The 24,649-nt window shown below is 51.0% G+C and carries 20 protein-coding genes; 9 read left to right on the forward strand and 11 right to left on the reverse strand.

What is annotated here, in order from left to right; translation table 11 throughout:
* Positions 1 to 4 precede the first annotated feature (4 nt).
* Positions 5 to 1,222, reverse strand: a complete 1,218-nt coding sequence (gene serB, locus CBR65_RS09945) for a phosphoserine phosphatase SerB (RefSeq protein ID WP_087466708.1) — start codon at positions 1,220 to 1,222, stop codon at positions 5 to 7.
* Positions 1,223 to 1,375: 153 nt separating this feature from the next.
* Here serB and CBR65_RS09950 point away from each other — a divergent pair, with 153 nt between their 5' ends.
* The 8 genes from CBR65_RS09950 (at position 1,376) to CBR65_RS09985 (ending at position 9,335) form a co-directional block, all read left to right on the forward strand.
* On the forward strand, positions 1,376 to 2,539 hold the full coding sequence (locus CBR65_RS09950; RefSeq protein WP_087469009.1) for a hypothetical protein: 1,164 nt from the start codon (positions 1,376 to 1,378) through the stop codon (positions 2,537 to 2,539).
* A 144-nt stretch (positions 2,540 to 2,683) separates the two neighbouring features.
* A complete protein-coding gene (locus CBR65_RS09955) occupies positions 2,684 to 4,420 on the forward strand; it encodes a lysophospholipid acyltransferase family protein (RefSeq protein WP_087466709.1) in 1,737 nt (578 codons plus the stop codon).
* A gap of 189 nt (positions 4,421 to 4,609) precedes the next feature.
* Positions 4,610 to 5,248, forward strand: coding sequence for an RpiB/LacA/LacB family sugar-phosphate isomerase (locus CBR65_RS09960; RefSeq protein ID WP_087466710.1), 639 nt, complete (start codon positions 4,610 to 4,612; stop codon positions 5,246 to 5,248).
* Positions 5,249 to 5,519: 271 nt separating this feature from the next.
* Entirely contained in the window at positions 5,520 to 6,893 is a 1,374-nt protein-coding gene (gene mpl / locus CBR65_RS09965; RefSeq protein WP_087466711.1) for a UDP-N-acetylmuramate:L-alanyl-gamma-D-glutamyl-meso-diaminopimelate ligase, read from the forward strand.
* A gap of 54 nt (positions 6,894 to 6,947) precedes the next feature.
* Complete coding sequence (locus CBR65_RS09970; protein ID WP_087466712.1) at positions 6,948 to 7,556, forward strand: flavin prenyltransferase UbiX; 609 nt, start codon at positions 6,948 to 6,950, stop codon at positions 7,554 to 7,556.
* A gap of 73 nt (positions 7,557 to 7,629) precedes the next feature.
* Positions 7,630 to 8,538, forward strand: coding sequence for a hydroxymethylglutaryl-CoA lyase (locus CBR65_RS09975; RefSeq protein WP_087466713.1), 909 nt, complete (start codon positions 7,630 to 7,632; stop codon positions 8,536 to 8,538).
* Positions 8,535 to 8,849: a DUF2288 domain-containing protein gene (locus CBR65_RS09980; RefSeq protein ID WP_087466714.1), complete on the forward strand. Its 315-nt coding sequence runs from the start codon at positions 8,535 to 8,537 to the stop codon at positions 8,847 to 8,849. The genes CBR65_RS09975 and CBR65_RS09980 overlap by 4 nt, the downstream gene beginning before the upstream one ends.
* A gap of 69 nt (positions 8,850 to 8,918) precedes the next feature.
* Entirely contained in the window at positions 8,919 to 9,335 is a 417-nt protein-coding gene (locus tag CBR65_RS09985) for a DUF6524 family protein (protein WP_087466715.1), read from the forward strand.
* Between the two features lie 7 nt (positions 9,336 to 9,342).
* Here CBR65_RS09985 and CBR65_RS09990 read toward each other — a convergent pair whose 3' ends face one another.
* From CBR65_RS09990 to smrA, 9 genes are all read right to left on the reverse strand, one after another.
* The gene (locus CBR65_RS09990) at positions 9,343 to 9,882 is read right to left on the reverse strand and encodes a zf-TFIIB domain-containing protein (RefSeq protein ID WP_087466716.1); all 540 of its coding nucleotides are present in this window, start codon (positions 9,880 to 9,882) and stop codon (positions 9,343 to 9,345) included.
* Between the two features lie 21 nt (positions 9,883 to 9,903).
* On the reverse strand, positions 9,904 to 10,593 hold the full coding sequence (locus CBR65_RS09995; RefSeq protein ID WP_087466717.1) for a phospholipase D-like domain-containing protein: 690 nt from the start codon (positions 10,591 to 10,593) through the stop codon (positions 9,904 to 9,906).
* A gap of 2 nt (positions 10,594 to 10,595) precedes the next feature.
* On the reverse strand, positions 10,596 to 11,165 hold the full coding sequence (locus CBR65_RS10000) for a rhomboid family intramembrane serine protease (RefSeq protein ID WP_232461406.1): 570 nt from the start codon (positions 11,163 to 11,165) through the stop codon (positions 10,596 to 10,598).
* The gene (locus CBR65_RS10005; RefSeq protein WP_087466718.1) at positions 11,162 to 16,489 is read right to left on the reverse strand and encodes a DNA repair ATPase; all 5,328 of its coding nucleotides are present in this window, start codon (positions 16,487 to 16,489) and stop codon (positions 11,162 to 11,164) included. The genes CBR65_RS10000 and CBR65_RS10005 overlap by 4 nt, the downstream gene beginning before the upstream one ends.
* A gap of 94 nt (positions 16,490 to 16,583) precedes the next feature.
* Positions 16,584 to 18,560 carry a hypothetical protein gene (locus CBR65_RS10010; protein WP_087466719.1) on the reverse strand — a complete coding sequence of 659 codons (1,977 nt, stop codon included), beginning with the start codon at positions 18,558 to 18,560 and terminating at the stop codon, positions 16,584 to 16,586.
* Positions 18,561 to 18,625: 65 nt separating this feature from the next.
* Positions 18,626 to 19,306, reverse strand: coding sequence for a DUF1449 domain-containing protein (locus CBR65_RS10015; protein WP_087466720.1), 681 nt, complete (start codon positions 19,304 to 19,306; stop codon positions 18,626 to 18,628).
* A gap of 42 nt (positions 19,307 to 19,348) precedes the next feature.
* The gene (locus CBR65_RS10020; protein WP_087466721.1) at positions 19,349 to 20,041 is read right to left on the reverse strand and encodes a PspA/IM30 family protein; all 693 of its coding nucleotides are present in this window, start codon (positions 20,039 to 20,041) and stop codon (positions 19,349 to 19,351) included.
* Between the two features lie 10 nt (positions 20,042 to 20,051).
* Positions 20,052 to 20,693, reverse strand: a complete 642-nt coding sequence (locus CBR65_RS10025) for a YjfI family protein (protein ID WP_087466722.1) — start codon at positions 20,691 to 20,693, stop codon at positions 20,052 to 20,054.
* 189 nt (positions 20,694 to 20,882) lie between these two features.
* Positions 20,883 to 21,467, reverse strand: coding sequence for a DNA endonuclease SmrA (gene smrA, locus CBR65_RS10030; protein WP_087466723.1), 585 nt, complete (start codon positions 21,465 to 21,467; stop codon positions 20,883 to 20,885).
* A gap of 166 nt (positions 21,468 to 21,633) precedes the next feature.
* Between smrA and CBR65_RS10035 the strand changes: the two genes are divergently transcribed.
* A complete protein-coding gene (locus CBR65_RS10035; RefSeq protein WP_087466724.1) occupies positions 21,634 to 22,530 on the forward strand; it encodes a GGDEF domain-containing protein in 897 nt (298 codons plus the stop codon).
* A 51-nt stretch (positions 22,531 to 22,581) separates the two neighbouring features.
* Here the strand turns inward: CBR65_RS10035 and acs are convergent, their stop codons facing one another.
* Positions 22,582 to 24,519 carry an acetate--CoA ligase gene (acs, locus tag CBR65_RS10040; protein ID WP_087466725.1) on the reverse strand — a complete coding sequence of 646 codons (1,938 nt, stop codon included), beginning with the start codon at positions 24,517 to 24,519 and terminating at the stop codon, positions 22,582 to 22,584.
* Positions 24,520 to 24,649: the final 130 nt, after the last annotated feature.

A 24,649-nucleotide genomic window follows, 5' to 3' on the forward strand; every position in this document is an offset into this window, starting at 1 on the left:
CGGATTACAACAACTTATCCCGATCCCGAAAGCCCAACAAATACAAAATCGCATCCAACCCGAGCGTAGAGATCGCGTGCTGCGCCGACGCTTTCACCAGCGGCTTCGCCCGGAAAGCAATCCCCAACCCGGCAACACTCAACATGGGTAAATCATTCGCACCATCACCAACGGCAATGACTTGCTCAAGCGCAATACCTTCTTTTTGTGCGAGCATGGCGAGCAGTTCGGCTTTGCGCTGGCCGTCCACCACCGTGCCCACAACATGACCGGTGACCTTGCCATCGACAATATCCAGCTCGTTTGCATACACATAATCGATGCCCAGACGCTGTTGCAGATAGCGCCCGAAATAATTGAACCCACCAGACAAAATCGCCGTTTTGTAACCAAGTTTTTTCAAGGAGGAAATCAGCTTCTCTGCACCTTCCGTCAAGCGCAGGTTGGCTGCAATCCCTTCGAGCACCGATTCATCCAGGCCTTTTAATAACGCCAGGCGCCGCGCAAAACTTTGTTTGAAGTCCAGCTCACCGCGCATCGCCGCTTCTGTGATGGCAATCACCTGCTCGCCCACGCCCGCCGCGATGGCCAACTCATCAATGACTTCTGCTTCAATCAAGGTGGAGTCCATATCGAAACAGACAAGTCGACGGTTGCGCCGATACACAGTGTCGCGCTGGAAAGCGATATCCACATCAAGGCGCGCGGATAAATCCATAAAGTCCGCACGCAACGCGATGAGGTCTTCCGGTGTGCCGCGCACAGAAAACTCTACACAGGCATTGCTATGATTTTCCAAGGCGTCGAGCGGAATGCGGCCGGACAAACGATTGATGCTGTCGATATTCAGACCGTGTTTGAAGGTAATATCGGTCAGTTCGGCAATTTGTGCTGCATTGATCTGCCGCGCGAGGAGCGTAACAATGTGGCGAGGCTTGCCTTGCTGATCAACCCAGTGCTGGTAACTTTCCAACGAAACCGGCTGGAAGCGCACCTGAATGGCCAGAGGCCGGGTACGCGCATGGATTTCATCGAGGATGATGGCTTTGGTATCGGCATTGACCTCCAGCGATACCAGAATACCCAGCGCCAGCGTATCGTGGATCACCGCCTGGCCGATGTCGAGAATGGTGGCCTGGTGCTGGGCCAGTACCGCTGTGATCGCCGAGGTGACGCCGGGTTTGTCATCGCCGGAGACGTTAATCAACAGGATTTCTTTCACGTTCGCTCACTTTTATCAGCCGGTTCTCATCAAGGGGCGGCATTCTAGCCTAAATGAGAACGCTACAGTAGCCAGCCGCTTTAGGCTAGAATGCGGCTCACTTTTGACAATCAGTTGGATGCACGGGGATCGCCCCGGCCGTTTGAGATCCCGATGCCGTTACTCACGACTTATCGATCCTACCCACAGCTCTTCCTGTGCAGCGTTTTGCTGTTGATCCTCGGTTTTCTCGGCGCCGGGCTTTATCTGCACAACACCTATTACAACCAGCAGGAACAGATCAATTACTACGGCCAGACCCTCGCCCGCAGCGCAGCGCGCCAGGCCGTCGACGCCACCCTGACGCAAGACCTTATCAGCCTGCAGGCCGTGTTACTGGATGTGGGCCAATACCCCACCGTGATCGGCGCCACCATTCATAACGTTGAAAATAAACTGTTGGTGCAAACTGGCTATGATCCTAACAAGTCCATCGAGGGCGAGCGTTACAGCTTTACCGCACCCATCGCCCTGCATAACAATATTGCCGGTTATTTGCAGGTGACCCTGGAAGTGCCGCGCTATTCGCGCTACGACTATTACTTTCTGACGATCTGGGCGGCAGCGGTATTTGTTGCCTTGTGGACGATCTGGTGGTCGATCCAGCGGCAGTGGTGGGCGCGCCTGCGCGACAAGTTGCCATCGCCCGGCAAGCTCGTGACCAAGGTTGTTGAAAAGATTCCTACCATCCCGGAAGTCCCGCTGGAAGATCTCAAACCCCTCGCGCCGGAACCACCAGCTCCGCCGGAAGTCGCGGTGCGTTTGCAAGTGCGCATCACCAATCTCACCAAACTGTACCAGCAACTCAACAGTGAAGGTTTCGCCAATGTATTGCGTCGTTTTGAAAAACAATTGCAGGGCGTGCTATCGCTATACAACGGCCAACGCCAATTGCTGGATAACGATATCCTGATGGTGGAATTCGTCGGCGAAGCCCTGTACGACTGCAGTTTTCGCGCACTCTGCTGTGCGCAACTGCTGAACAACCTTTGCGCCCGCGCCAACAGCCCGCGCCTGCAATTGTCAGCTGCTATCCAGGAAGTTGCGCGTCCGACGAGCCATGGCAACGGCGTACTGTTGAAAGATTTTGTGACCCAACAACAAGACCCTATCCACCCCGAGCGCGGCGATATCCTTATCAGCCGCCATTTGCTGGACGACACCTTGCTGGCGCACATCGACGTAGACGAGAACAGCGGCAAGCTGGCGACCATCAAAGCCCCCTACAGCGAATTGCTCGTCCGCCAGGAAGAGCAACTCATAAAAGTGCAGTCCTGATTCATCTGTAGGTCGGCTTAACGCAGCGTAAGCCGACATTCATTCCCACATCGCGCACCTGAAACATTTCCGCAACACATTCATCACACAACCGTCATTTTGCCGTCATAACCTGTGGGCGATCTCTCCTACAGGTTCGCTGCCATGCTTAACATTGAACAATCTGTCGTTAATAAATTTCCCGGTTTTGCCACCAAGGCGCCGCTGATTCGCAAATCCACCCTGACGCTGTTGCGCAAGCTCACCCATGAGCAGGAGATAAACCGCTTTCTCCACGACAACCAGGGCAATCGCGGTCTGGATTTTATTGATCGTATTTTTGATTACTTTAATTTCAGCTACAGCGTTTCCCATCGCGAGCGAAACAACATTCCCTCACAAGGCCGTCTGGTGATTATCGCCAACCACCCCATCGGCTCCCTGGATGGTCTGGCGTTGCTGAAACTGATCAGCGAAGTGCGCCGCGATGTAAAAATTATTGCCAACGACATGCTGATGGCTTTTGAACCGCTACATGAATTATTGTTGCCGCTCGATAACATGACCCGCTCGGCTTACCGCCAAAGCTATAAGAACATCCTCAATGCGCTGAACAATGAAGAAGCGGTTATCGTGTTTCCGGCTGGTGAAGTATCGCGCGCAAGCCCTAAAGGCATTCGCGATGGCCAGTGGCAAGCAGGCTTCCTGCACTTCGCACGCAAAGCCAAAGCGCCGGTGTTACCAATCTTTGTATCCGCTAAAAACTCGCTGTTGTTCTACGGCGCCTCGTTTATTTTCAAGCCGTTTGCTACCGCGTTGCTCGCCCATGAAATGTTTAACAAACACTCCAGCGAAATTAAATTTCGGGTGGGTGAAGTCATTCCGCATCACGCGCTGGAATCCAATAAGTTAGCGGACAAAGCACTGATCAAACGCCTGAAAAAACATCTGTACAAGATTGGCAAAGGCAAGCAAGCGATCTTTGTCACGGAAAAAACCATTGCACACCCTGAAGACCGTAGCGCGCTCAAAAAAGAATTTAAAACGGCCACTCTGATCGGCACCACCCGTGATAACCATCGCATTTACTTGTGCGACTACCGCCAGCACCCTACGGTATTACGCGAGATCGGACGCCTGCGTGAACAGACGTTTCGCCTGGTAGGCGAAGGCACCGGCAGCCGCCGTGACCTGGATAAATACGATCACTACTATCGCCACCTGGTGTTGTGGGATGAAGACAAGCTCACCATCGCCGGCGCCTACCGCCTGGGAGACTGCGCAAGCATTTTGCGTCAGCAAGGTATCGGCGGGTTGTATACAGCGGATTTATTTCACTATCGCGCCGGGGCCAACAATTATCTCGAACAGGCGATTGAACTGGGCCGCAGTTTTGTGAATCCGGAATATTGGGGCAAAGCCAGCCTGGATTATTTGTGGCAAGGTTTGGGCGCTTATCTGCAACATCACCCCGAGGTGCGTTATGTGCTGGGCCCGGTGAGCATGAGCGCGACTTACCCCAAAGCGCTGCGCGACTTGTTGGTATTTTATTATCAGCGTTACTACCGCGCGCCAACGCCCCTCGCAGAAGGTAGTCATCCGCATTTTATCGAGCCGGAAATCTATCAAGCCTTTAGCGAAGCGTTTTCAACACTGGATCGCGAGCAAGGTTTTGAGTATCTGCAACAACAGTTTTCCGAGCAGGGTCACAAGCTGCCAGTGCTGTTCAAGCAATACGCCGCTCTCTACGAAGACGGCGGTTATCAATTGCTGGCGTTCAGTGTGGATTCGGATTTCGGCAATTGTGTAGATGGCTTGTTTATGGGCGATTTAACACTGATGAAGGCCAATAAGCGTCAACGTTATCTGACGCCAGCGGTCGCCACCGCGAAAGTCGCCTAGCACCTCCGGCGGGCGCCGCCCGCTGCGCTTCTTCGCATTACTGTCTTCACACTCCTTTACGACCGAGCCACCCGGCTCGGTACCATCCCATGGTCTAAACCTCTACAATAGACGCCCTCACATCAATAAAGCAGCGCCAACGAGCCTGCCCTCCGATTTACGTCGTTTAACCAAGAGAGAGAATCAACCATGAAAATTGCATTGATGAATGAATTCAGCCAGGCGTCCAAGAATGCCGTTGTCCTGCAACAGTTGAAAGACGTTGCCGCTGAGCAGAATCACACCGTTTATAACGTCGGCATGAGCGACGACAACGACCATTACCTGACCTACATCCACCTCGGCATCATGGCCAGCCTGCTGCTGAACTCAAAGGCCGTGGATTTTGTGGTGAGCGGTTGCGGCACCGGCCAGGGCGCGCTGATGTCCCTGAACGCCCACCCGGGCGTAGTGTGCGGCTACTGTATCGATCCCTCCGACGCCTACCTGTTCGCCCAGATCAACAACGGCAATGCACTGGCATTACCCTTCGCCAAGGGCTTCGGCTGGGGAGCGGAATTGAACATCCGCTATATCTTTGAGAAGGCGTTTGGCGGCGTGCGCGGCCAGGGTTACCCGGCGGAACGTAAAGAGTCCCAAGTGCGCAATGCGGGGATTCTGAGCAGTGTAAAAAACGCGTTGACCAAGGAATATTTGGAAGGCTTGAAGTCCCTTGATCCGGAGTTGGTGAAGACAGCGGTAACTGGCGAGCGCTTCCAGGCCTGCTTCTTTGAAAACTGCCAGGACAAAACCGTTCTTGAATTCGTGAACGGTGTATTGGGACGTTAATTTTCGTTCATTGAATTAGAGCGAGCATAGCGGAGTTGGGGTGCGGGACACGCCGTGAACCCATCCATGGGGGCTCAGCACCGACATCCTGTCGGTGATGGTCCCGCACCCCAACTCCGCTATGCCCTCCGCGCCACCCGATATAAAGTTGTGTCACCTTTCTGAAGTCATTTTTATAAGTCTCTAGTGCTTAAACTGATCATCACCAGCCTTTTTGCTCCACTGTCTTAGTGATAAGCTCGCACCCACTAAGGGTTTACGAGCGATTGACATGCATATCCATATTCTCGGCGTGTGCGGCACCTTTATGGGTAGCCTCGCGCAACTTGCCAAAGGCCTCGGGCACCGCGTGACCGGCAGTGATGCCAATGTGTATCCCCCCATGAGTACTCAACTGGAGCAAGCTGGGATTGAGTTGATGCCAGGCTTTGATCCAGTGCATTTGCAACCGGCGCCGGATCTGGTGGTGATCGGGAATGCGATGAGTCGCGGGAACCCGGCGGTGGAGTATGTGTTGGCGCAGGGGATTCCTTATACGTCCGGGCCGCAGTGGTTGCGTGATTATGTGTTGCCGGGGAAGTGGGTGCTGGCGGTGGCGGGTACGCATGGTAAGACGACCACCAGCAGTATGTTGGCGTGGATTCTTGAATACGCGGGTATGGCGCCGGGTTATTTAATAGGGGGAGTGACGAAGAATTTTCCGAACTCTGCGCGTTTGGGTGAGACGCCGTTTTTTGTGGTGGAGGCGGATGAATACGACAGCGCGTTTTTTGATAAGCGTTCCAAGTTTGTTCACTACAATGCGCGCACGGTAATTCTCAATAACCTCGAATTTGATCACGCGGATATTTTTCCGGACCTCGCGGCCATTCAAAAACAATTTCATCATTTAGTTCGCACGGTACCGAATAACGGCCTGCTGATTTCTCCGCAAGATGATGCGGCACTGAATGAAGTTCTGGCCATGGGCTGCTGGACACCGCAACAAAAATTCTCAGTCGATGGTGATACCTCCGTCGAGTGGCGGGCGGAGTTATTGGAGAAAGACGGTTCAGCATTTGCCGTGTTTCATGAAGGCACAGCGGTGGCGCAAGTGCATTGGGCGCAGACCGGTTTGCATAACGTCAATAACGGTTTAGCGGCGATGATCGCCGCGCGTCATGTCGGTGTTACACCAGAGATCAGTGCCAAAGCCCTGGAACAATTTGCCGGGGTAAAACGGCGCATGGAGTGTTTAGCCGATATCCACAGCGTAAAAGTTTATGATGATTTCGCCCATCACCCCACGGCGATAAAAACTACCCTCGCTGGCCTGCGCGCTAAAGTTGGCGACCAGAAAATTATCGCCGTCATTGAGCCGCGCTCCAACACCATGCGTATGGGTGTTCATAAAGATGCATTGAACCAAGCCTGCACCGACGCCGACGACGTACTCTGGTATCAACCACCGAATGTTGATTGGGCGATGGATGAAGTGGTAAACAAAAGCCCCGTTCCGGCGAAACTGGTACACGATCTGGATGAATTAATTCACTGCGCGATTTCACTGAGCGAGGCTGATACGCACATTGTGATTATGAGCAACGGCGGATTTGGCGGCGTGCATCAGAAGATGATTGAGCAATTAAAAAAGCACGCGCTGTAATCAATATCGTTTCATGTAAGACCAACAGTTTTAAGGGCAGCGGGGAATTTGACCATGACACAACGCACCATCACCCTGGCCATGACCGGCGCATCCGGCGCGCAGTATGGTTTACGTTTGTTGCAATGTTTATTGGCAGCGGACTGCAAGGTTTATTTGCTGTTATCCAATGCGGCAGAAGTTGTGATTCGCACAGAAACAGATCTCGATTTACCGGAAACGCTCGACGAGCAACAGGCGATGCTCAGCGAATTATTCGGTGCGGATGAAGATCAGCTGCAAATTTTTACCAAGGACGACTGGTTTTCTCCTGTTGCATCAGGCTCCAGCTCACCAACATCCATGGTCATCTGCCCAGCCAGCGGTGGTTGTCTTTCTGCCATTGCTCACGGCGCAAGCAACAATCTTATTGAACGCGCTGCAGATGTTGCGCTGAAAGAGCGCCGGCAACTGATCCTGGTGCCCAGGGAAACCCCCTACTCCGCGATTCATTTGGAGAACATGCTCAAGCTCACACAACTCGGCGCTGTCATCCTTCCGGCGAGCCCAGGCTTTTATATGCAGCCACAATCCATCACTGAACTAATTGATTTTATCGTCGCCCGCATTCTGGACCAACTAGGCATTGAACAAGACCTGATGCCCCGCTGGGGCGAAGACTGATATCCAACTCCATCCGGAGGTCGGATTAGCGCAGCGTAATCCGACAACGATCTAACCAACATAATCAAACATTATGGCATTACCCAAATCAGTCAAAATCGTAGAAGTCGGTCCCCGCGATGGCTTGCAAAATGAAAAGCAAACTATCGCTACCGCGACCAAGATTCAACTCATCAACCAATTGTCCGAGGCGGGACTGTCCTATATTGAAGCCGGCAGTTTTGTAAACCCAAAATGGGTGCCACAAATGGCCGACAGCGCTGAAGTATTCGGCGGTGCCACTCGTAAAGTCGGTGTGACCTATGCTGCATTGACGCCCAACTTGCAAGGCTTCGAGCGCGCACTCGCCGCACATGTTGATGAGGTTGCGATATTCGCCGCCGCCTCAGAAGCATTCAGCCAAAAGAATATTAACTGTTCTATAGCCGAAAGCCTTACGCGATTTACAGCACTGATGGATGCAGCACAACGCCATAACATACCGGTGCGCGGTTACATTTCCTGCGTTGTCGGCTGCCCCTACAGCGGCGCCGTGGAACCGGAAACGGTTGCGCAAATAGCCCGGGACTTACTGGCAATGGGCTGCTATGAAATCTCGCTGGGCGATACGATCGGTATAGGTACCGCCGGGCAAGTCAAACGTTTAATTGAGTTTCTTATGCAGGATATTCCCGTAGAAAAACTCGCGGTACATATGCACGATACCTATGGACAGGCATTGGCAAATATTTACGCAGCGCTGGAGTGCGGCGTTAGCGTCGTGGACAGCTCTGTCGCAGGCTTGGGTGGCTGCCCCTACGCGGCAGGCGCTTCGGGCAACGTCGCGACCGAAGATGTGATTTATTTATTGAATGGCCTCGGCATTGATCACGGGGTCGATCTGGAAAAATTAATTGCCGCCGGCAATAGCATCTGTGAATATCTCGGGAAAACCAATGGGTCCAAAGTCGCACAAGCTATCACACGGAAATACCAGGCATGATTGATGAATACCTTCCCGATGACATTGTCCAGGCAAAAATAAATCTGGAAACAGCACAAATACCCTGGCAAGACCTGCAACGTTTTTTTGCCGGCGGTAAAGCCATTGCCGTAAGTCCGAGCCTCGATCTCACCGAGGTTGCACGGGTTATTGCGCGGGATCAATCCGCACAACTGAAACAGTGGATGGATGCATCGTTGGTAGACAACGTGACGGATAAGCAGGCGCAAATCTGGTATGAGCAGAATGCCATGGTCTGGGCGGTGGTGATAAAGCCATGGGTACTCGTGCAAGAAGCCCCAAAGGAATAAGCAGCCCTTCATCAAAAAGAAAATCTTTAGCGGTTAATTATTAATAACGTTACACGTCAGGAATTTTATATGAAGCCTATCTCTGCCGCCGGTGTCGGTATACGTTTTGTTTTCGCGTTGTTGTTAGTGTTCGCCACTTACAACCCCAGCGGCTATTCTTATTATCATTGGCTCTACGCTAATTGGTCGGCACTTACACCTTACATCGCGCTGGCAGGTTTAATTTTATTGATCGGCTGGGCTATATATGTGCGCGCCACTTTGCGTTCCTTGGGTTTTGTGGGCTTGATACTGGCGGGTGCATTCCTGGCTTGTCTGGTTTGGTTGTTGGTTTATTGGGGCTGGATCAAACTGGATAAGGCTGGACCGATCACCTGGATCAGCGAAATTTTGGTGGCTGCACTGCTCGCAGCCGGTATGTCCTGGTCCCATATCCGCCGAGCCATGTCTGGCCAGGTGGATATGGACGATGTGGATGAGAACTGACGTAGCGCTATTCAGGCGCTATCAATAAATATTGTTTGATGTCTTCTTTACGGGCGTGGCGGTATAGCCATTGGCGGAAGGCATGCACTTGAGCGAAGTCTTCCCCACCTAAAAGTTTTTCATAGCGATCCTGATGAAATGCTTCCTGACGCGCCTTGCGAATATTACGCTGCCAGGCATCTGTGAAAATCTTCGGTAACTTGCCGTGCAGATCAAGGTGTTTAAGCAGCTGCCATTCGCCCTTATCCAGCCAAGCTTCGTCGCAGGATGCACACAAATCAATTTTGTGTGCCGAGTTCAACCCCATTTGATACTTTGTCATCAAACGACTGCACTTGGGACATGCTCGCGCGCTCGGTTGTTCATCAGGCACATCCAATTCGGGTAGAGGCTCAGACGCAGCCAGACCATCATAACGATCCAACCAGAAGCGATAATTCATCAATGAAACCAAAGAGCCTTCACATTTTGGACATGCGGCAACCAGCAGGCCTGGCTCAAGCTCCTTCGGTTCAAGTTGAGCGGATTGACATGTTGAACATTTCATATTCTTTTCCTTCTCAAGTTATCAGGCAGAAAAATTTTCCCACAAGGATTCGAACTCCATCTGATAGGCAGCCACCAACGCCGGCTCGTTTGTTACCAGAATATTTTCATGGTTTTTATCTGAAGCACTGCGTGTCCAGTTGAAGCTGCCATTGACCAGCATGTGGCGGTCGATGATGGCGAATTTGTGGTGCATATGGTGCTCGGTATTATCCATCCTGACAGGAATTCCCTGTGCGGCCATATGCTCTACATCGCTGCCAAGATCCAGTGACTTATCATTATCCGTCAGTATCCGTACCGCCACCCCGTGTTGATGTGCACTGCAAATAGCATCACACAAACGATCATCAGAAATGGTGAACACACTGATATCGAGAGACTGGCGCGCGCTGACGCACAGGTCCAACAGCTTTCGGCGGCAATCGTCACCCGGGCTGAAGTGAGCGCTATTCACAATGACCACTTGCGCATTGCGCGCCGTGTCCATGGTCTTCATGATTTTATCGAGCCACCCAAGAACGGCGATAGCAACATCACCGCCTTGTTTTATCGGTTCGCGCGCCAAGGCAAAGGCTTTGTTACGAATAAAACTGGTTTCATCCGCTTTTAATTGCGGCAATATTTCACGGAGCGCCAGGGTCTCCGCATGACTTAATTTAAAATCTTCCAGGCTTTCTGTTAACCAGGATTCCAATTCATCCAGACGCATAGTCAGATCCTTTTACGCTTACCAAAAAAGCCTTTTGCATTGAGAAAGGCGCAGTAAAAACCCATCAAAGCACCGAATAAATGCGCCTCGAATGAAATACGCGCATCCGTAGGCAGCACGCCGTAGATCAAACCACCATAAAAAAGCACAACAAACAAGGCAATTAAAATATTGATAAATCGTCGCTCAAACCAGGCCGTGGCAATGCATAGGCTCCACAAACCAAACACCCATCCACTCGCACCGATGTGAGTTGCCGGACGACCAAATAACCAGACCAGGACGCCGCCTGCCACAATAATAAATAAGCTGTTAAGCAGGTAACGTCGAATCGAATGCACCAACACCAAAGCACTGAAGATGCAAAAACCAACCAGATTATTCAGCAGATGCGCCGTACTGCCATGCAGGAAGGGCGCGGCAAATACAGTCCATAGGCTATCCAGATGCCGAGGATATATACCGAACCGATTTAACTGATAATTCAGCACAACATTCAGGACGTGCACGCCAACCATCAATGCACATAAATACAGTATCAGTTTGAATTTATCCGAGATCTTTCTTGTCATTCAGGATCTTTCTGGTCATGTGAGATCTTTTTTGTCGAACCTCTCGACGGCTTTCCGGCAATTTCCACCTCCAGCTGACGAAGCTGTACCAGAACATCTTGCATTTTTTCGTGAGTGCGTAAATCGATATCCAGTTTTTTATCCATACTGCGCACCAGTGGAAATATACTTTTCTCGATGGTTTCTGCCAGGACACGCAAAATTTTATCCATCCCTGGCACCGGCTGATTGATCACTTCCACCCTGGGCGGTTGAACAGCGCTTTTTTCGCTCAGACTTTCCAGTAGCTGTGCAATTCGCTCCAGTGAAGCACCGAGATTGTCGCTGGATGCCTTGGCCTGATTACCGGCAACAACCTGGGCGGTTGTACCCAGATGCTTTATATTTTCCACCAGGTCGGCCAGTTGCACGACAACACGCGCTCCGACGTCAGCATCTGCACCGCCAATCGCTTTATTACGCAGGAAGTCTTTCTTGATTTGTTCCCAACGAGTTTTCTGTTCGGCCGTCATATTGCCACGCAACTCGGCCAGTTTAAGCAGGTTACTCTCTGCGCCGGTGGTCAACAATTGCGCCTCGCCCAGATAGTGATCAGCAATCATTTGCATCATCTCACTTTCATTCATAACGGCAGACACTTTCTCGGTCATCTTATTCATGTTGCGATAACTGCCTTGCAACTTGAATGGCGGCTCCATGCGATACTTGTCATCCTGCGCAGCCGAGGCGATGTACTGCTGATTGATCTTCAGGACGACGTCCTGAATGACGAATAATTTTTTCATTACCGCAGTGATTTCATTAATCTCCGCACCGCTGTATTGATGACGCAAATCGGTGGTAGCTACCTGCTCGCCCTTGGCCATACGAATGAGTTTATATACATCATCCATATCGCGTAACGCGAGCGGAGCCAGTACGGGGTTGGAGGTCATGGCATTCTCGATGTAACTCAACGCAAACTGCTCTTCCATGCCGCCGAGAATATCACCCAGATTGTAAATGTCCGCCCGGTTGGCCAGCATGTCGGGCACCTTGAAGGCTTCACCGGTTTCGGTATAAGGGTTGCCCGCCATCACCACACAGAATTTCTTGCCGCGCATATCGTAGGTTTTGGTTTCTCCTTTCCATACACCTTCAATACGACGGGAGCCATCGCACAGCGAAATAAATTTTTGCAAAAATTCTGAATGAGTATGCTGGATGTCATCGAGATAAAGCATCACGTTGTTACCCATCTCCAGTGCCAGGTTCAATTTATACAACTCCTGACGGGAGGTAGAGTTCGGTGCTTGCTCCGGGTCCAATGACAATACATCGTGGCCTAAAGAGGGACAATTGATCTTCATAAAAATCAGCCCGAGGCGGTTCGCAACATATTCCATCAAGGTCGTCTTACCGTAGCCCGGTGGTGAGATCATCATCAACAAGCCCATGAGATCGGTACGCTTATTCTCACCGAGCGATCCCATTTGTTTCGCCAGATTATCACCGATAATCGGCAGATAGGATTCGTTGATCAACCGGTTACGCACAAACGAGCTCAGGGGTTTGGCTTTGAATGTCTCCAGACGCAACAGTTTGCGCTCTTCGTTAACGATGTCCTGGCGGATCTGCAAATAACGCTGGTAGCCGGGCACAACTATCTGATGATGATGCTCAAGGCGTTGCAGAAAATCATCCAGGGAATAAGCCAGGCGGCGCTCACTCAGCGTCACATGTTCACCGAGTAATCCTTCCACAGTCAGCTCAAGATCTACCTCTGTGAAACGCCGGTCCAGCCGCTCATCAGCATTGATCAACGCAACCGCTTCGGGAATATAACGTGCGATCTTGTGCAGTTGTTTTTGTTGAACGAGCGCATGCAGCCAGGTACTCGTGAGCTTCCAACGTTCCGCAGGCCAACCATGCATTTTTTCCAAGGCACTGTGAAACTGCCGCCAGCTGGCATCCCCTAGCGATTGCTTCAGCTCATCGACCAGTTGCCGGGCATATTTGCTGCCAATAAATTCTGTCCGTTCACGCGCAAGCTCCTCAACCAGGTACTGCGCCGCACGTTGAATGCTTACCTGATCCGCTGGCAGCGGATGTTGGCCCACGTATCCGGTTAAACAATCGGTCACTTCCGCCACAAGATCATTTAATGCTTGTGATTGACCAAAGGTTAGTTGTATTTGTTTAGCGGACTGCGCGCGCTCTTTCCAGGTATCGTGCGGAATAGGATCACGTCCCGGGCTGACTTTAGGTTTACGTTGATAACTGCTATTAATATTGGCCCAGAAAATTTGCGCAATGGCACGACTTAACGGGTCGAAACTCAACAGGTCGGCACGATCAATAGCTGGAATCAGCGCCTTGAGCAACAGCGTGGCATCGTGATCGTGGATGCCCTTTTGATAACCTTCCTTATAACGCGGTGAGGCAAATTCACGCACCAGTTTTAGCAACTGCTCATCATCCAGAAGCGCCTGATGCAGTTTATCCCAGCTCAAGTTCTCGCGATTGTCCTGGGCTGCCTTGAGTATGAGAGAGGCCAGATACTCCGCACGGTAAACCTGTTCCGACTCTGACTCCTGCACGATGCTCCAGAATTCCCGCAGAGCTAACAACTCGGCATGCTTGACCGGCTCAAAATAATGGGTACCGGTGAGATGAATATTCAATTCGCCTTCGCGCGGAATAATGGTCAGGTCAAGCTCCTGGGTGTTGACACTGAATTTATGTCGCGGCCCTAACTTGATGACATTCCCGCCCTCTTCAAAGATATCGGTCTTGTCGCGCAATGCCCGCAGGGCCTGACCTTTCACCGCCTTGAAGCGGGAATCAAGATCATCAGCCGCAATCGCGTTATCAAGTTCGCGCAATTGTTCAACCAAATCGCGAATCTTCAGCACCAGCGCATCCGATGCGAAATAGGTATTTAATTCGTCTGGTTTAGTCAGGCTAAGCGAGCGCTTTTCAATGCTCTTTAATATTCTGGAGGCCGCATCGGTAACTGTTTGGGCTTTCCGCTGCCGCTCATCCAGCAGGCGTTGTTTATGCTCCTGAAAGGATTCATAAACCTCTTCACGCTTACTCATGATGTCCGCGAGGAACTGATCATACCCGCTGAACTGTCCTTCGATTTCTTCGAGTTGCACCAGGGTTCGCGACAGTTGTTCGTCACAACGATCCGGTGTAGTCGACAGACTCAGCGCATGGGTGATGCTTTGCGAGAAGAGTTTAAATTGTGCGGCAAACTGGGCAACCGCTTCAGCGGAACCAAAATTTTTCTCCCGGTGCCGCGCGTTGGCTTTGCTTTGATTCAGGTGGGAATAGACTTCAGAGATTGCATCAACAATACGCGTGCGCACTGTCGCGTCCTGGACTTTCAGGGTGCCCATCAACTCCGATAATAAGTCCAGTCCCGCCGCGGTAGATTCTATAACTTCCAGAACCGGTGCCAGAGTGGCACTGGTTGTCGCCAGTTCAATATCGTTATTGATGGACTCTATTTTTTGTAGATAGGGCGTTAATGCCTGCTCGTCAGACAGAAAATGAACCGTCTGTTCACTCAAACTATCATTGATGTCCGCGAGCTGTTTATCCAGCGCGGCAATACGCGCGTTATCGATGTAGCGATACTCGCGAATAGTCGCCAGGTGGCCACGCTGTTTGCGCAGACGACTCAAGGCATCAACATATTCCTCTGCCAGGGTCCAGTTTTCTGGCCGCACGGATTGGAGTAAACGCTCCTGCTCAGCCTCCGCCTGGGTCATGGCTTTGGCGGACTGTTGTCGAATATTTTCAACTTTTTCAAACTCGTCGATCACCAGCTCAGCGGTACCAGCAATATCTTTCATTACCGCTGCGATCGCCCGGGTTTCGCTTTCATTTACCCAGTAGTAGCTATCAAAAATTTTCTTGGCCGCAACACTCAACTCTTCATACAGGCGCAACGAAACCGATTGGTTACTGATCAAGCGCGCGATACTGTAGAAATCGGAAATGCCGCGCACTAATTCAGTGTTTCCGATACGTCCGTAAAAGGTCTGACTCGCTGGTGCTTTACTGGCATATTCAACGCTTTGATAAGGCGTCTGCCAGATTTGCATGGGATGCACCCGTGTGGGCTCTTTTTCCGCAGAGAAAATAACAACCTTGCCATCCTCGGAGAGCGCGTAGCCGTTGCCAAAAATAGGATTCTGTAAAACCTTTTGAATCAGGTTATAAGCGAAAAGCCCGACGATACCATCTGCCGGCTCATAGAAAATATAAAGCACGTCTTCGCCATTGGGTGAGCGAATCATGCGCTTGAAACGAAACGCCTGGGTATCTTCGTCGAAGGTTTTATATTCACCCGATTGCAGGTAATAGCCACCGGGAAAGATGATGCCGTGATTTTCAGGTAACTGCACACAGGAATTGCCCAGCTGATCCATACGCACGACGGTTTGCGTCATCGTATTAAAAATCAGGTAACGCCATTGTTCCTCGCGATATGGACGAATCTTTAACAGGATTAAACTGCCTACAGCAGCGTAGTCAACATCGGCGTCATCAAGGGATTGTGTTTTGTCTTCCACGGGCTCGCGATAAATACCTAACCCATCTTCAGTATTATTTTCAACCTTGATAGTCAGGTCACCACCAACAGTTTCAACAAATACTTTATCCAGAATATTAAGGTGAGGATGCCGGCCATGGACAGCATTTTCGCGCGTGGCTGCTACCCATTCAAAATCGTATGCGGGCGGCAACTCGATATCCCGCTCGCCGCGATTATCAATATATTTCACCTGTTTACCGTCAGGCGATAGAGACCAGCGGAATACGCGGATATCATCGAGCCGCTCGCCAATTTGAAATCCAGCTAACAAATTCCCGTGATTAATGCTGAGCTTGATAAGCTTGGTGTGCTTGTAATACCGATAAAGTTCTTCAAAGTCATTAACAAATCCTTGCTCAGACAAGAAGGTCTTGGCCAATGGAATCTCATCCATTTCATAGCCGTCATCCGTCTTACGTGCAGCAAAGAGCGCAAACACATCTTCAACACGGGTTTCTTTTTTCAGCCCGATAAACACGTTGTAACCAAACAACAAATAATCGCCAACCTGGACAATATCGCGGGGAATGCAATTATTTTCGGTGCGCACCCTGACCCGCGCGATCACACTCATCTCGGACGTACCGAATTCTTCGAGGCGCGCTTCGTTCAACTCACGTATGCGTGCTTCCAGGGTGTGTCCCTGCTCCAGCAAACGCTTGCGGATAATCTCATAAGCGCCACCTTCTGCAACGGCGTTGTCGACGAGTTCATTGGCAGGGGCTTGCTGCACCATTTTATGATCCTTTAAATCCAGTGGCATCTTGGGGAAATAGCGAGGCAAACCTCACCGCTGAATCACAGCGGCGAGGCTTGAGGCGTGATCATAATTACTCTTGAACCACGTCCGCCTTGACAGGCTCGGCTGCCTTACCTTGTACCAGCCGATCCAATACCGCAGTTAATACGCCGCTCTTGCTGGCGAGGCCATCAATCGCCTTGCCAATAGACAGGGACTTGGCAAAGTTATCAAAGAAATGCGCTTCACCACCGACGATGTCGATATGCGCTTTCTGCAATGCAATTGCCAGAACCTCTGCATTTTCCTTGGCGATTTCCTTGCCCGCTTCAATACTTGCCAGGGCTTCCTTGAATGCGGTTTCCAGACTCATGCGGAACTCTTCGTGCTCACGCGCCTGCGCACTCATGGCATTCATTGCATCGAACTTCTCGACCAAACCAGCTGCCTCAGCCTTGAACTTCTCGCGCGTCACATCTGCTTCAGCCAAACCAACATCTTTACGTGCTTTGGCTTCCGATGTGCCCTTCGCAGCGATAACCTCCGCTTCCGCCATACCTTTGGCATTAATCACTTCGGCTTCGGCTTTGCCTGCATCCGCCTCGGCTGTACCCTTCACGCGAATGACATTGGCTTGCGCAACCCCTTCTTTCTCCAAAGCATCGGCTTTGGCTTCCTGGACTTTGGCATCCGCAAGCCCTGGCGCAGCACGTTCAGCCTGGATACCTTCAGCCATTTTCTTCATTGCTTCAGCTTCCTTGGCAGAAGCATCCAGCTTGGCTTGTGCGATAGTCGTAATCTCTATCGCTTTATGCTTGGCAGACAACTCTTCCGCTTCGGCAGCTTTTACCTGCTTAACTTTTTCTTCATCGGCTTTGGCTTCAGCCGCCAGCACTTGTACTTGTTTTTTGCGGTCGGCATCGGACACTTCACGCACTTCTTTAATACGCTCTTCTTCTATGGCCACGGTCTTGTCGACCACTACCCGTTCGCGAATAACATTGGCAATTTCTTTCTTCTGTACTTCAATGGCTTTTTCAGCCTCAATCGTCTGCAACTCTACCTCGCGCTTGCGTGCAACGATTTCCAGTTCGCGCGCCCGGGTAACTTTTTCTTCTTCAATCGCGACAGCACGCAGACGGTTCTGCGCGGCCACTTCAATCTCGCGCTGCTGGTTTTCTGTTTGAACGGATAATTCCTGAGCAACCTGAATCGCCGTCTGTTCGTATTTTCTGCGCTCTTCTTCCTGAACCTTTTTCGTCTCCGCCTCTTCGCGCGCACGAATGGTGGCAATCTCACGCTGCTGACGTGCTTCCGCATCCGCTTGCTGACGATCCAGCTCCAGCATAGCCTCTACGGTCTCAACGTTTTTCTTCTTGATCGCCAACTCTTCGTCGCGCTCAAGAATATTGGTGCGGACATTTTGCGCCGCAGTCAGCTCAGTGATTTTCTTGATACCTTCAGCATCAAGAATATTGTGAGGATCAAGAGAGGATTTTGGTGTTTGTTCAATATAGTCAATCGCCACGTCTTCCAGGACATAGCCGTTCAGGTCATCACCAATAACCTGGATAATTTTTTCACGGAACTGCAAACGGTTTTCAAACAGCTGAACAAATTCAATCTGCTTACCGACCGTTTTTAATGCTTCAGAGAATTTTGCTGAAAAAAGTTTATCGACGGCTTCTATATCAGAGGCACGATCAGCGCCGATAGATTTGGCAACACGCAACACATCCTCTGCCGTTTCATTAACGCGCAAATAAAATGCCACACTGATATCAGCGCGCATATTATCTTTACAGATCAGACCGTCACGTCCACGACGGTCTACATCCAGCGTAATTAATGAGATATTCATTAATTCTTTTTTGTGGATAATCGGGTATACCAGTGCGCCGGTAAAATGAACTTTGGGCGTTGAACTCATGTCATTGACAATAAGCGCAGTGCCCTGGGCAACCTTTATGTAAAACAGCTTATAAAAGAAAGCTAACCCCAGGATGATTAATACAATAATACCCACACCCAGAATAATCGGGGATGCAGCGGCCACGTCAATATTCATAGTCACTCCTTTTTTCTTTTTACCAATATAAATAGATCAAATGTAAATAGTGTCTCTGTCGGCCACTACGATGAAGATTTCCCCAGAAACTCCTGTTCTGAGATAACGCGATACACATATAGCTCTGGCAAATACTCCAGCAAAACAACGCGATCACCACGATGAAATTCTGTGTTCCCCATAGCGCGGGCCTTAAGAATTAATCCCGCACCACCATCCGCCAGGGTGACCTCACCAAATTGTCCATTAACAACCGATGAGCGAACGATAGCCACCTGGCCCAGAACTCGTTTTATCGTTTCCTGTTGGGTTTTATGAAAGAAGGGTCGCAATGGCTTGATGACCAGGGCGGTCAGCATGACGGCGATATACAGCGACCCCACCAGCGCGGGCAAGCCCAGCAATAAACGAAGAAGACCCGAGGAAAACAACGGCGAAAAAAAATACACCAGGTAGTAGCAGATCAGCCACCCGAAGAGCACCACCAGACTGATGATGATCGTCACCGGCACACCGTGTAAGCCGAACCGCATCATCAGACCGGTCAATGCATTGGCACTGGAGATATCACCCTCAACACTGATATCCACATCAAAATCCAGCAATGAAATATCAAATACACCGAGTATGGTGAACAACCAGTAAATCACTACAACGATCAGCAGTATCGTGAAGAATATCGTCGGAAATGAAGCCACGATCTGATAAAACGGCTTCATCCCTTCACTTAAGAGAACCGCGAACATCTTCACCTCCTTTTTATTCGATGAGCAATTGCCAGTGAGTTCTTACGATGATTTTTTGTTCTTCAGACGCGTCAAAATATCATCCACACTGGCCCCGTTAGGCGCGATACCAGCGGCTTCAAGCTTTGCTTGCAGCGAGGACTCCGGCGTATCCTGAGCCAATTCACTGGCGGCACTGATCTGCGCATCTCTCAGCGCTTGCCTTTCCTTGATGCGTTCAAGGGAATCCATGGCGGTGCGCAGTTTTGAGTTGGAGCCACTATGACGTTCAGCAACGGCCGATTGCGCGCGTTGTACATTTTCTGTGGCCTTAACGGTATCCACCTGCTGTTTTAATCGCTTGATATTTTTTTCTGCTTGCTGGATAGCGAAACGCAATTTTGTTGCGCTTTCTGCATAACCATCGTGCGCCTCTTGCTCCGAAGCCAGCTGATTTTCCAGCTCAGCAATTTTTTCAGCCACTTCTCGGGCCAGCGGCTCATCACCCTTTTCAAGGGCTTTCAGCGCATAGCCTTCGTGTTCTTCAATGGCCTTTTTATTTTTCTTGCATTTTTCTTCCGTCAACTTCTGGCGTGCCATAATCTCTGCCAGACTGTCTTTGGAACGCTTCAATTCTTCCGATGCGTCACGCACTTCCTGATCCAGAATCCGTAACGCCTGGCTATCAACAACGGCCTCACCGGCTTCATTCACCCCGCCGCGCAGGGCGGTAATCATTTTTGCCCAGATATTCATAACTCTCCCCTTATGCTGCAACAGATTCTTTTAAAAACTCGCTGTAGGCCTCGGTGGCCTGAATGACATTGGACGCGAGCACTTCAATTTCAAAGAGCACATTCTGCAAACTCGATGCAGAACTCAGGGCACCAAACATGTGATAGCAATCGTCGCCATCCATATGATCAAGACTGATCGTAGATAATGGAAAATATTTGTGGGTTCGCAGTACCGCCTCGTTAAACCGGTCCACATTTTTGACTTCGGAAGCAGACCACAGCATAGCTTCCACAATGATTTGTTCTCCCGACACCGTGAGAAAAACCGGCAAGTCTCCATAATCAAACATTACGATATGCAACGCCGGGGAAACCCCGTCAATCAATTCCACCTCGGCACGCTTGCCAACAAACATATCCGCCTTGCAAAGCGCTTCGTAAAGACTTGTTGTAGTCCAGCGAGTCATATTGTCTGTCATCGGTTGTTCTCCTTTCATGAGAGTAGAGCCATTGGTTGAACGCAGCCCCAAGGGTTCGCGCAACTCCTTTTCGTATGCCGTGAGCTGGGCCGTATTCTCCGGAAGTATCCACACCTCCTTCTTAACAAGGCCTTGCTCGCGCAAACGTTTGCGGTATTCGCGCTGGTAATGTGCTGATGATTTTGGCTGCATGAAGGGCACTCTACTCTCTTACATGTAATGAGTCAAAATATTACATGTAATCACTTTAACCAAGACGTTCGCCGGCAATGGATTGATTTATAACGCATTACCCATGGCAGAAAGAGAAAATCAGTGCTTTTAATATCATGAGGATATTTTTATCTAAGATTACATAACAAAAAGGTCTATGAGCTGTTGTTACTGTTTTTTATGGTGCAACTCCCAGTTTTCCAATTTCTTCCGCTCACTCTTCCGCAGTAATACGTAGGTCGCCCCGCTGGCGCCGTGTTGTTTCTGGGCGGAGTGAAAGGCAAGTATTTCAGGAAATTGAGGCAGCCAGTGCGCGACACAGCTTTTTAACAAGGCCGGCTGCTCACGACCCTCGCCCTTACCGTGAGTAATCAACGCACAGCGAATGTCGTTAGCCATGCAATCCCTGATAAATTGGTATACCGCCAGACGCGCCTGCTCAACCTTCATTTGATGAAGATCCAGGCGCGCGTCAATTTGGTATTTACCCAGCCGCAAGTTCCGATAGACACCGTGCTGTACGCCATCGCGCTTGAATTCCAATATGGCCAAAGGATCAACCGGCTCGACATATTCGCCGGAGAGAAAGTTTTTGTCGCGCGGATCTTCAGCGAGAGCGGCCTTGCGGCGGGAGCTGGCATTCAGTTTGTCAGTGTGACCAGACGCCAGGGTAACCGTCTCCGGCACCTGAATTGGCTCAACATCCTGCATCTGTTGTGTGAACAACTCGTGATCTTTGTCTTTCTCGCTCATCAACTCACCCTCCAGCAGCGAAGCTGCGCTTCTAAATCGCGCGCAGCCGCTATAATCGACTACAGCTATCGTTCAAACTCTCGATGGCACTCGACTTATTATGCCCGAGATGATTCAGCGCAAGCCATGCTGAATTTGCTGTTATTCCCCACACATCGGTGAAGTTATGTGGAGCAATTTTTCTATCGCGCTGGTCACTTTGCTACTGGTGCTGGTTGCCGTTTTTTTATGGGCCGTCGCGGTGTTTGCCAGCGGTGACAGTATTCCACTGAGCAGCGTGAATATGCACCTGGCGGTTCGCAACCTGTTCTTTTGTATCGCCGCCTTTATTCTGCTATGTATCACCGCCCAACTGCCCATTCGCCGCCCGATTATTGTCAAGTTGATGGTGGGCTTCGGCTTACTGTTTCTCGGCGCCTGGCAGGAGCTGCTCAACACCCTGGTTCACAGTGATTGGCTGCTGGTGCGCTGGCTGGAGATTGTGGGCTTACCCGGTGGAGTACTTGCCGCATCACTGGGGCTGTTTGAATTGGGCAAGGCTTATCGACTCAACCGTCTTTTGCTGGGGAGCTATCGCAAGATCGAGCACAGCCTGGCGACGGTGGATCAGTTAACCCAGCTATATAATCGTCGCTATTTTTTTGCCACCTGCCCGGACTTAATGCTATCCACCCAGCATCATGGTGAAACCGCCGCACTGATTACTCTGCGAATCGCCAACTTACAGGAAACCAACCGCAACCTGGGCTACCAGGCTGGCGACGCTGTGTTGACACAAGTGGCTCGCTTGCTACTGCGCCACACGCGCAGCCATGACATCGCCGCTCGCCTCAGCGGACGCCGCTTCGCGATGTTTTTACCCAACACCAGACCCAAAGATGCCGAAGAAATTGTGCAACGCCTGCTCATGCATGTGGAGCATATCGGCATCAGGAATGATGCGGGGGACGAGATTGTTCAGCGGATTGATATCGAATATGTCGTCTGCTGTGCAGAAACGGGGGAGACGTTTGAGGAATTACTGCAGCGGGCGCGCCAGAATTTATTGATGCTTGAGCACTAGCAGGCCACCAACTGAAGAGCCCGGATCAATCCGGGCTCTTTGGTTTGCGTGTTATTTATTAGCGCGGTTGCGGATTAGCTCATCCACTACAGCCGGGTCGGCCAGAGTGGAAGTATCGCCGAGACTATCCAATTCATTAGCCGCAATCTTGCGCAGAATACGGCGCATGATCTTACCCGAGCGAGTCTTGGGAAGACCCGGTGCCCACTGGATAATATCCGGTTTGGCAATCGCACCAATTTCCTTAACACACAGCGCGATCAAGGCTTTACGCAATTCATCCGAAGGCTCTACACCACTCATCAAGGTCACGTAGGCATAAATGCCCTGACCTTTGATGTCGTGGGGATAGCCCACCACTGCTGCCTCAGCAACGGCGTCATGCAGCACCAGGGCGCTTTCCACCTCCGCCGTTCCCATACGATGGCCAGAGACATTCAGCACATCGTCCACGCGACCGGTAATCCAATAGTAGCCATCCGCATCCCGGCGAGCGCCGTCGCCGGTGAAGTAATAACCGGGATAGGTACTGTAATAGGTATCGATACAACGCTGGTGATCACCATAGACGCTGCGAATCTGACTGGGCCAGGCGGCCTTGATCGCCAGATTACCTTCACCCGGCCCGTCAATTTCCTTGCCTTCGGCATCGAGCAATACCGGCTGCACACCAAAGAAAGGCACCGTTGCAGAGCCCGGCTTAAGATCAATAGCACCGGGCAAGGGGGTCAGCATATGCGCGCCGGTTTCGGTTTGCCACCAGGTGTCCATGATCGGACAGCGGCTATCACCAACCACCCGGTAATACCACTCCCAGGCTTCAGGATTGATGGGCTCGCCTACCGACCCCAGCAGCTTTAACGATGTGCGAGAGGTTTTTGTGACCCAGTCATTACCGGCCCCCATCAACGCCCGAATGGCCGTTGGTGCGGTATAAAAACTATTAACCTGATGCTTGTCGATAACCTGCCAGCAGCGCGAGGCGTCCGGATAAGTTGGCACACCTTCAAACATTAACGTGATCGCACCGTTCGTCAGCGGGCCGTAAACAATGTAGCTGTGGCCAGTCACCCAACCCACATCAGCGGTACACCAGTAAACATCGCCCTCCTGATAATCGAAGACGTATTTATGGGTCATCGCCGCCTGCAACAGATACCCGGCGGTCGTGTGCAGCACCCCTTTTGGCTTGCCGGTCGATCCGGAGGTGTAAAGGATAAACAAGGGATCTTCGGCATCCATGACTTCCGGTTCACAGACGTCGCTCTGCTGATCAACCAGATCGTGATACCAGATATCGCGTTTTTCGTTCCACTGGATCTCGCCGGCGGTGCGGCGCACCACCAGACACGTGTGAACATCGGGACAGGATGCCAAGGCGATATCGGCGTTCTTTTTCAGCGGGACTTTCTTGCCCCCACGCAAACCTTCATCAGCCGTGATAACGACCTTGCAATCCGCATCAAGAATACGGTCTTTCAAGGCTTCCGGAGAGAAACCACCAAACACAACAGAATGAACGGCACCAATACGCGCACAAGCCAACATGGCATAGCTGGCCTCGGGAATCATCGGCATATAGATGCAAACACGATCACCTTTTTTAACGCCGCGAGCCCGCAACGCATTAGCCAGTCGACAGACCTCTGTGTGCAATTCCGCATAGGTAATCAATTGATCTTCGGCGGGATCATCACCCTCCCAGATAATCGCGGTCTGGTTCGCACGCTGAGGCAGATGTCGATCAATACAATTCACGCTGACATTGAGCTTGCCGCCGATAAACCAGGCAACCTCACCCTTACGCAGATCGCTTTTAGTGACCTGACTCCAGGGTTGCTGCCACGTCAAAAACTGCTTGGCCTGCTCAGCCCAAAAGGTATCAGGTGAATTAACCGATTCAGCGTACATCGCGCGATAGCGCTCAAGATCAATAGCAGCGCTAGCCTTGAAATGTTCGGGAACGGGGTAAAGATGGACGTCGGACACAGTGATATCTCCCTGCCGTTATTGTGTTATTGGACAGACCCAAGTTGAGGTGAGCTAGCTTAACAGCTGATTGAGACAGGGTAAATGACAACGTTGTCCTGGCGATTGCGTTTGTCCCGGGAATGAGCTC

This window comes from Cellvibrio sp. PSBB006 (genome assembly GCF_002162135.1).
In the GTDB taxonomy this organism is placed as follows: Bacteria; Pseudomonadota; Gammaproteobacteria; order Pseudomonadales; family Cellvibrionaceae; genus Cellvibrio.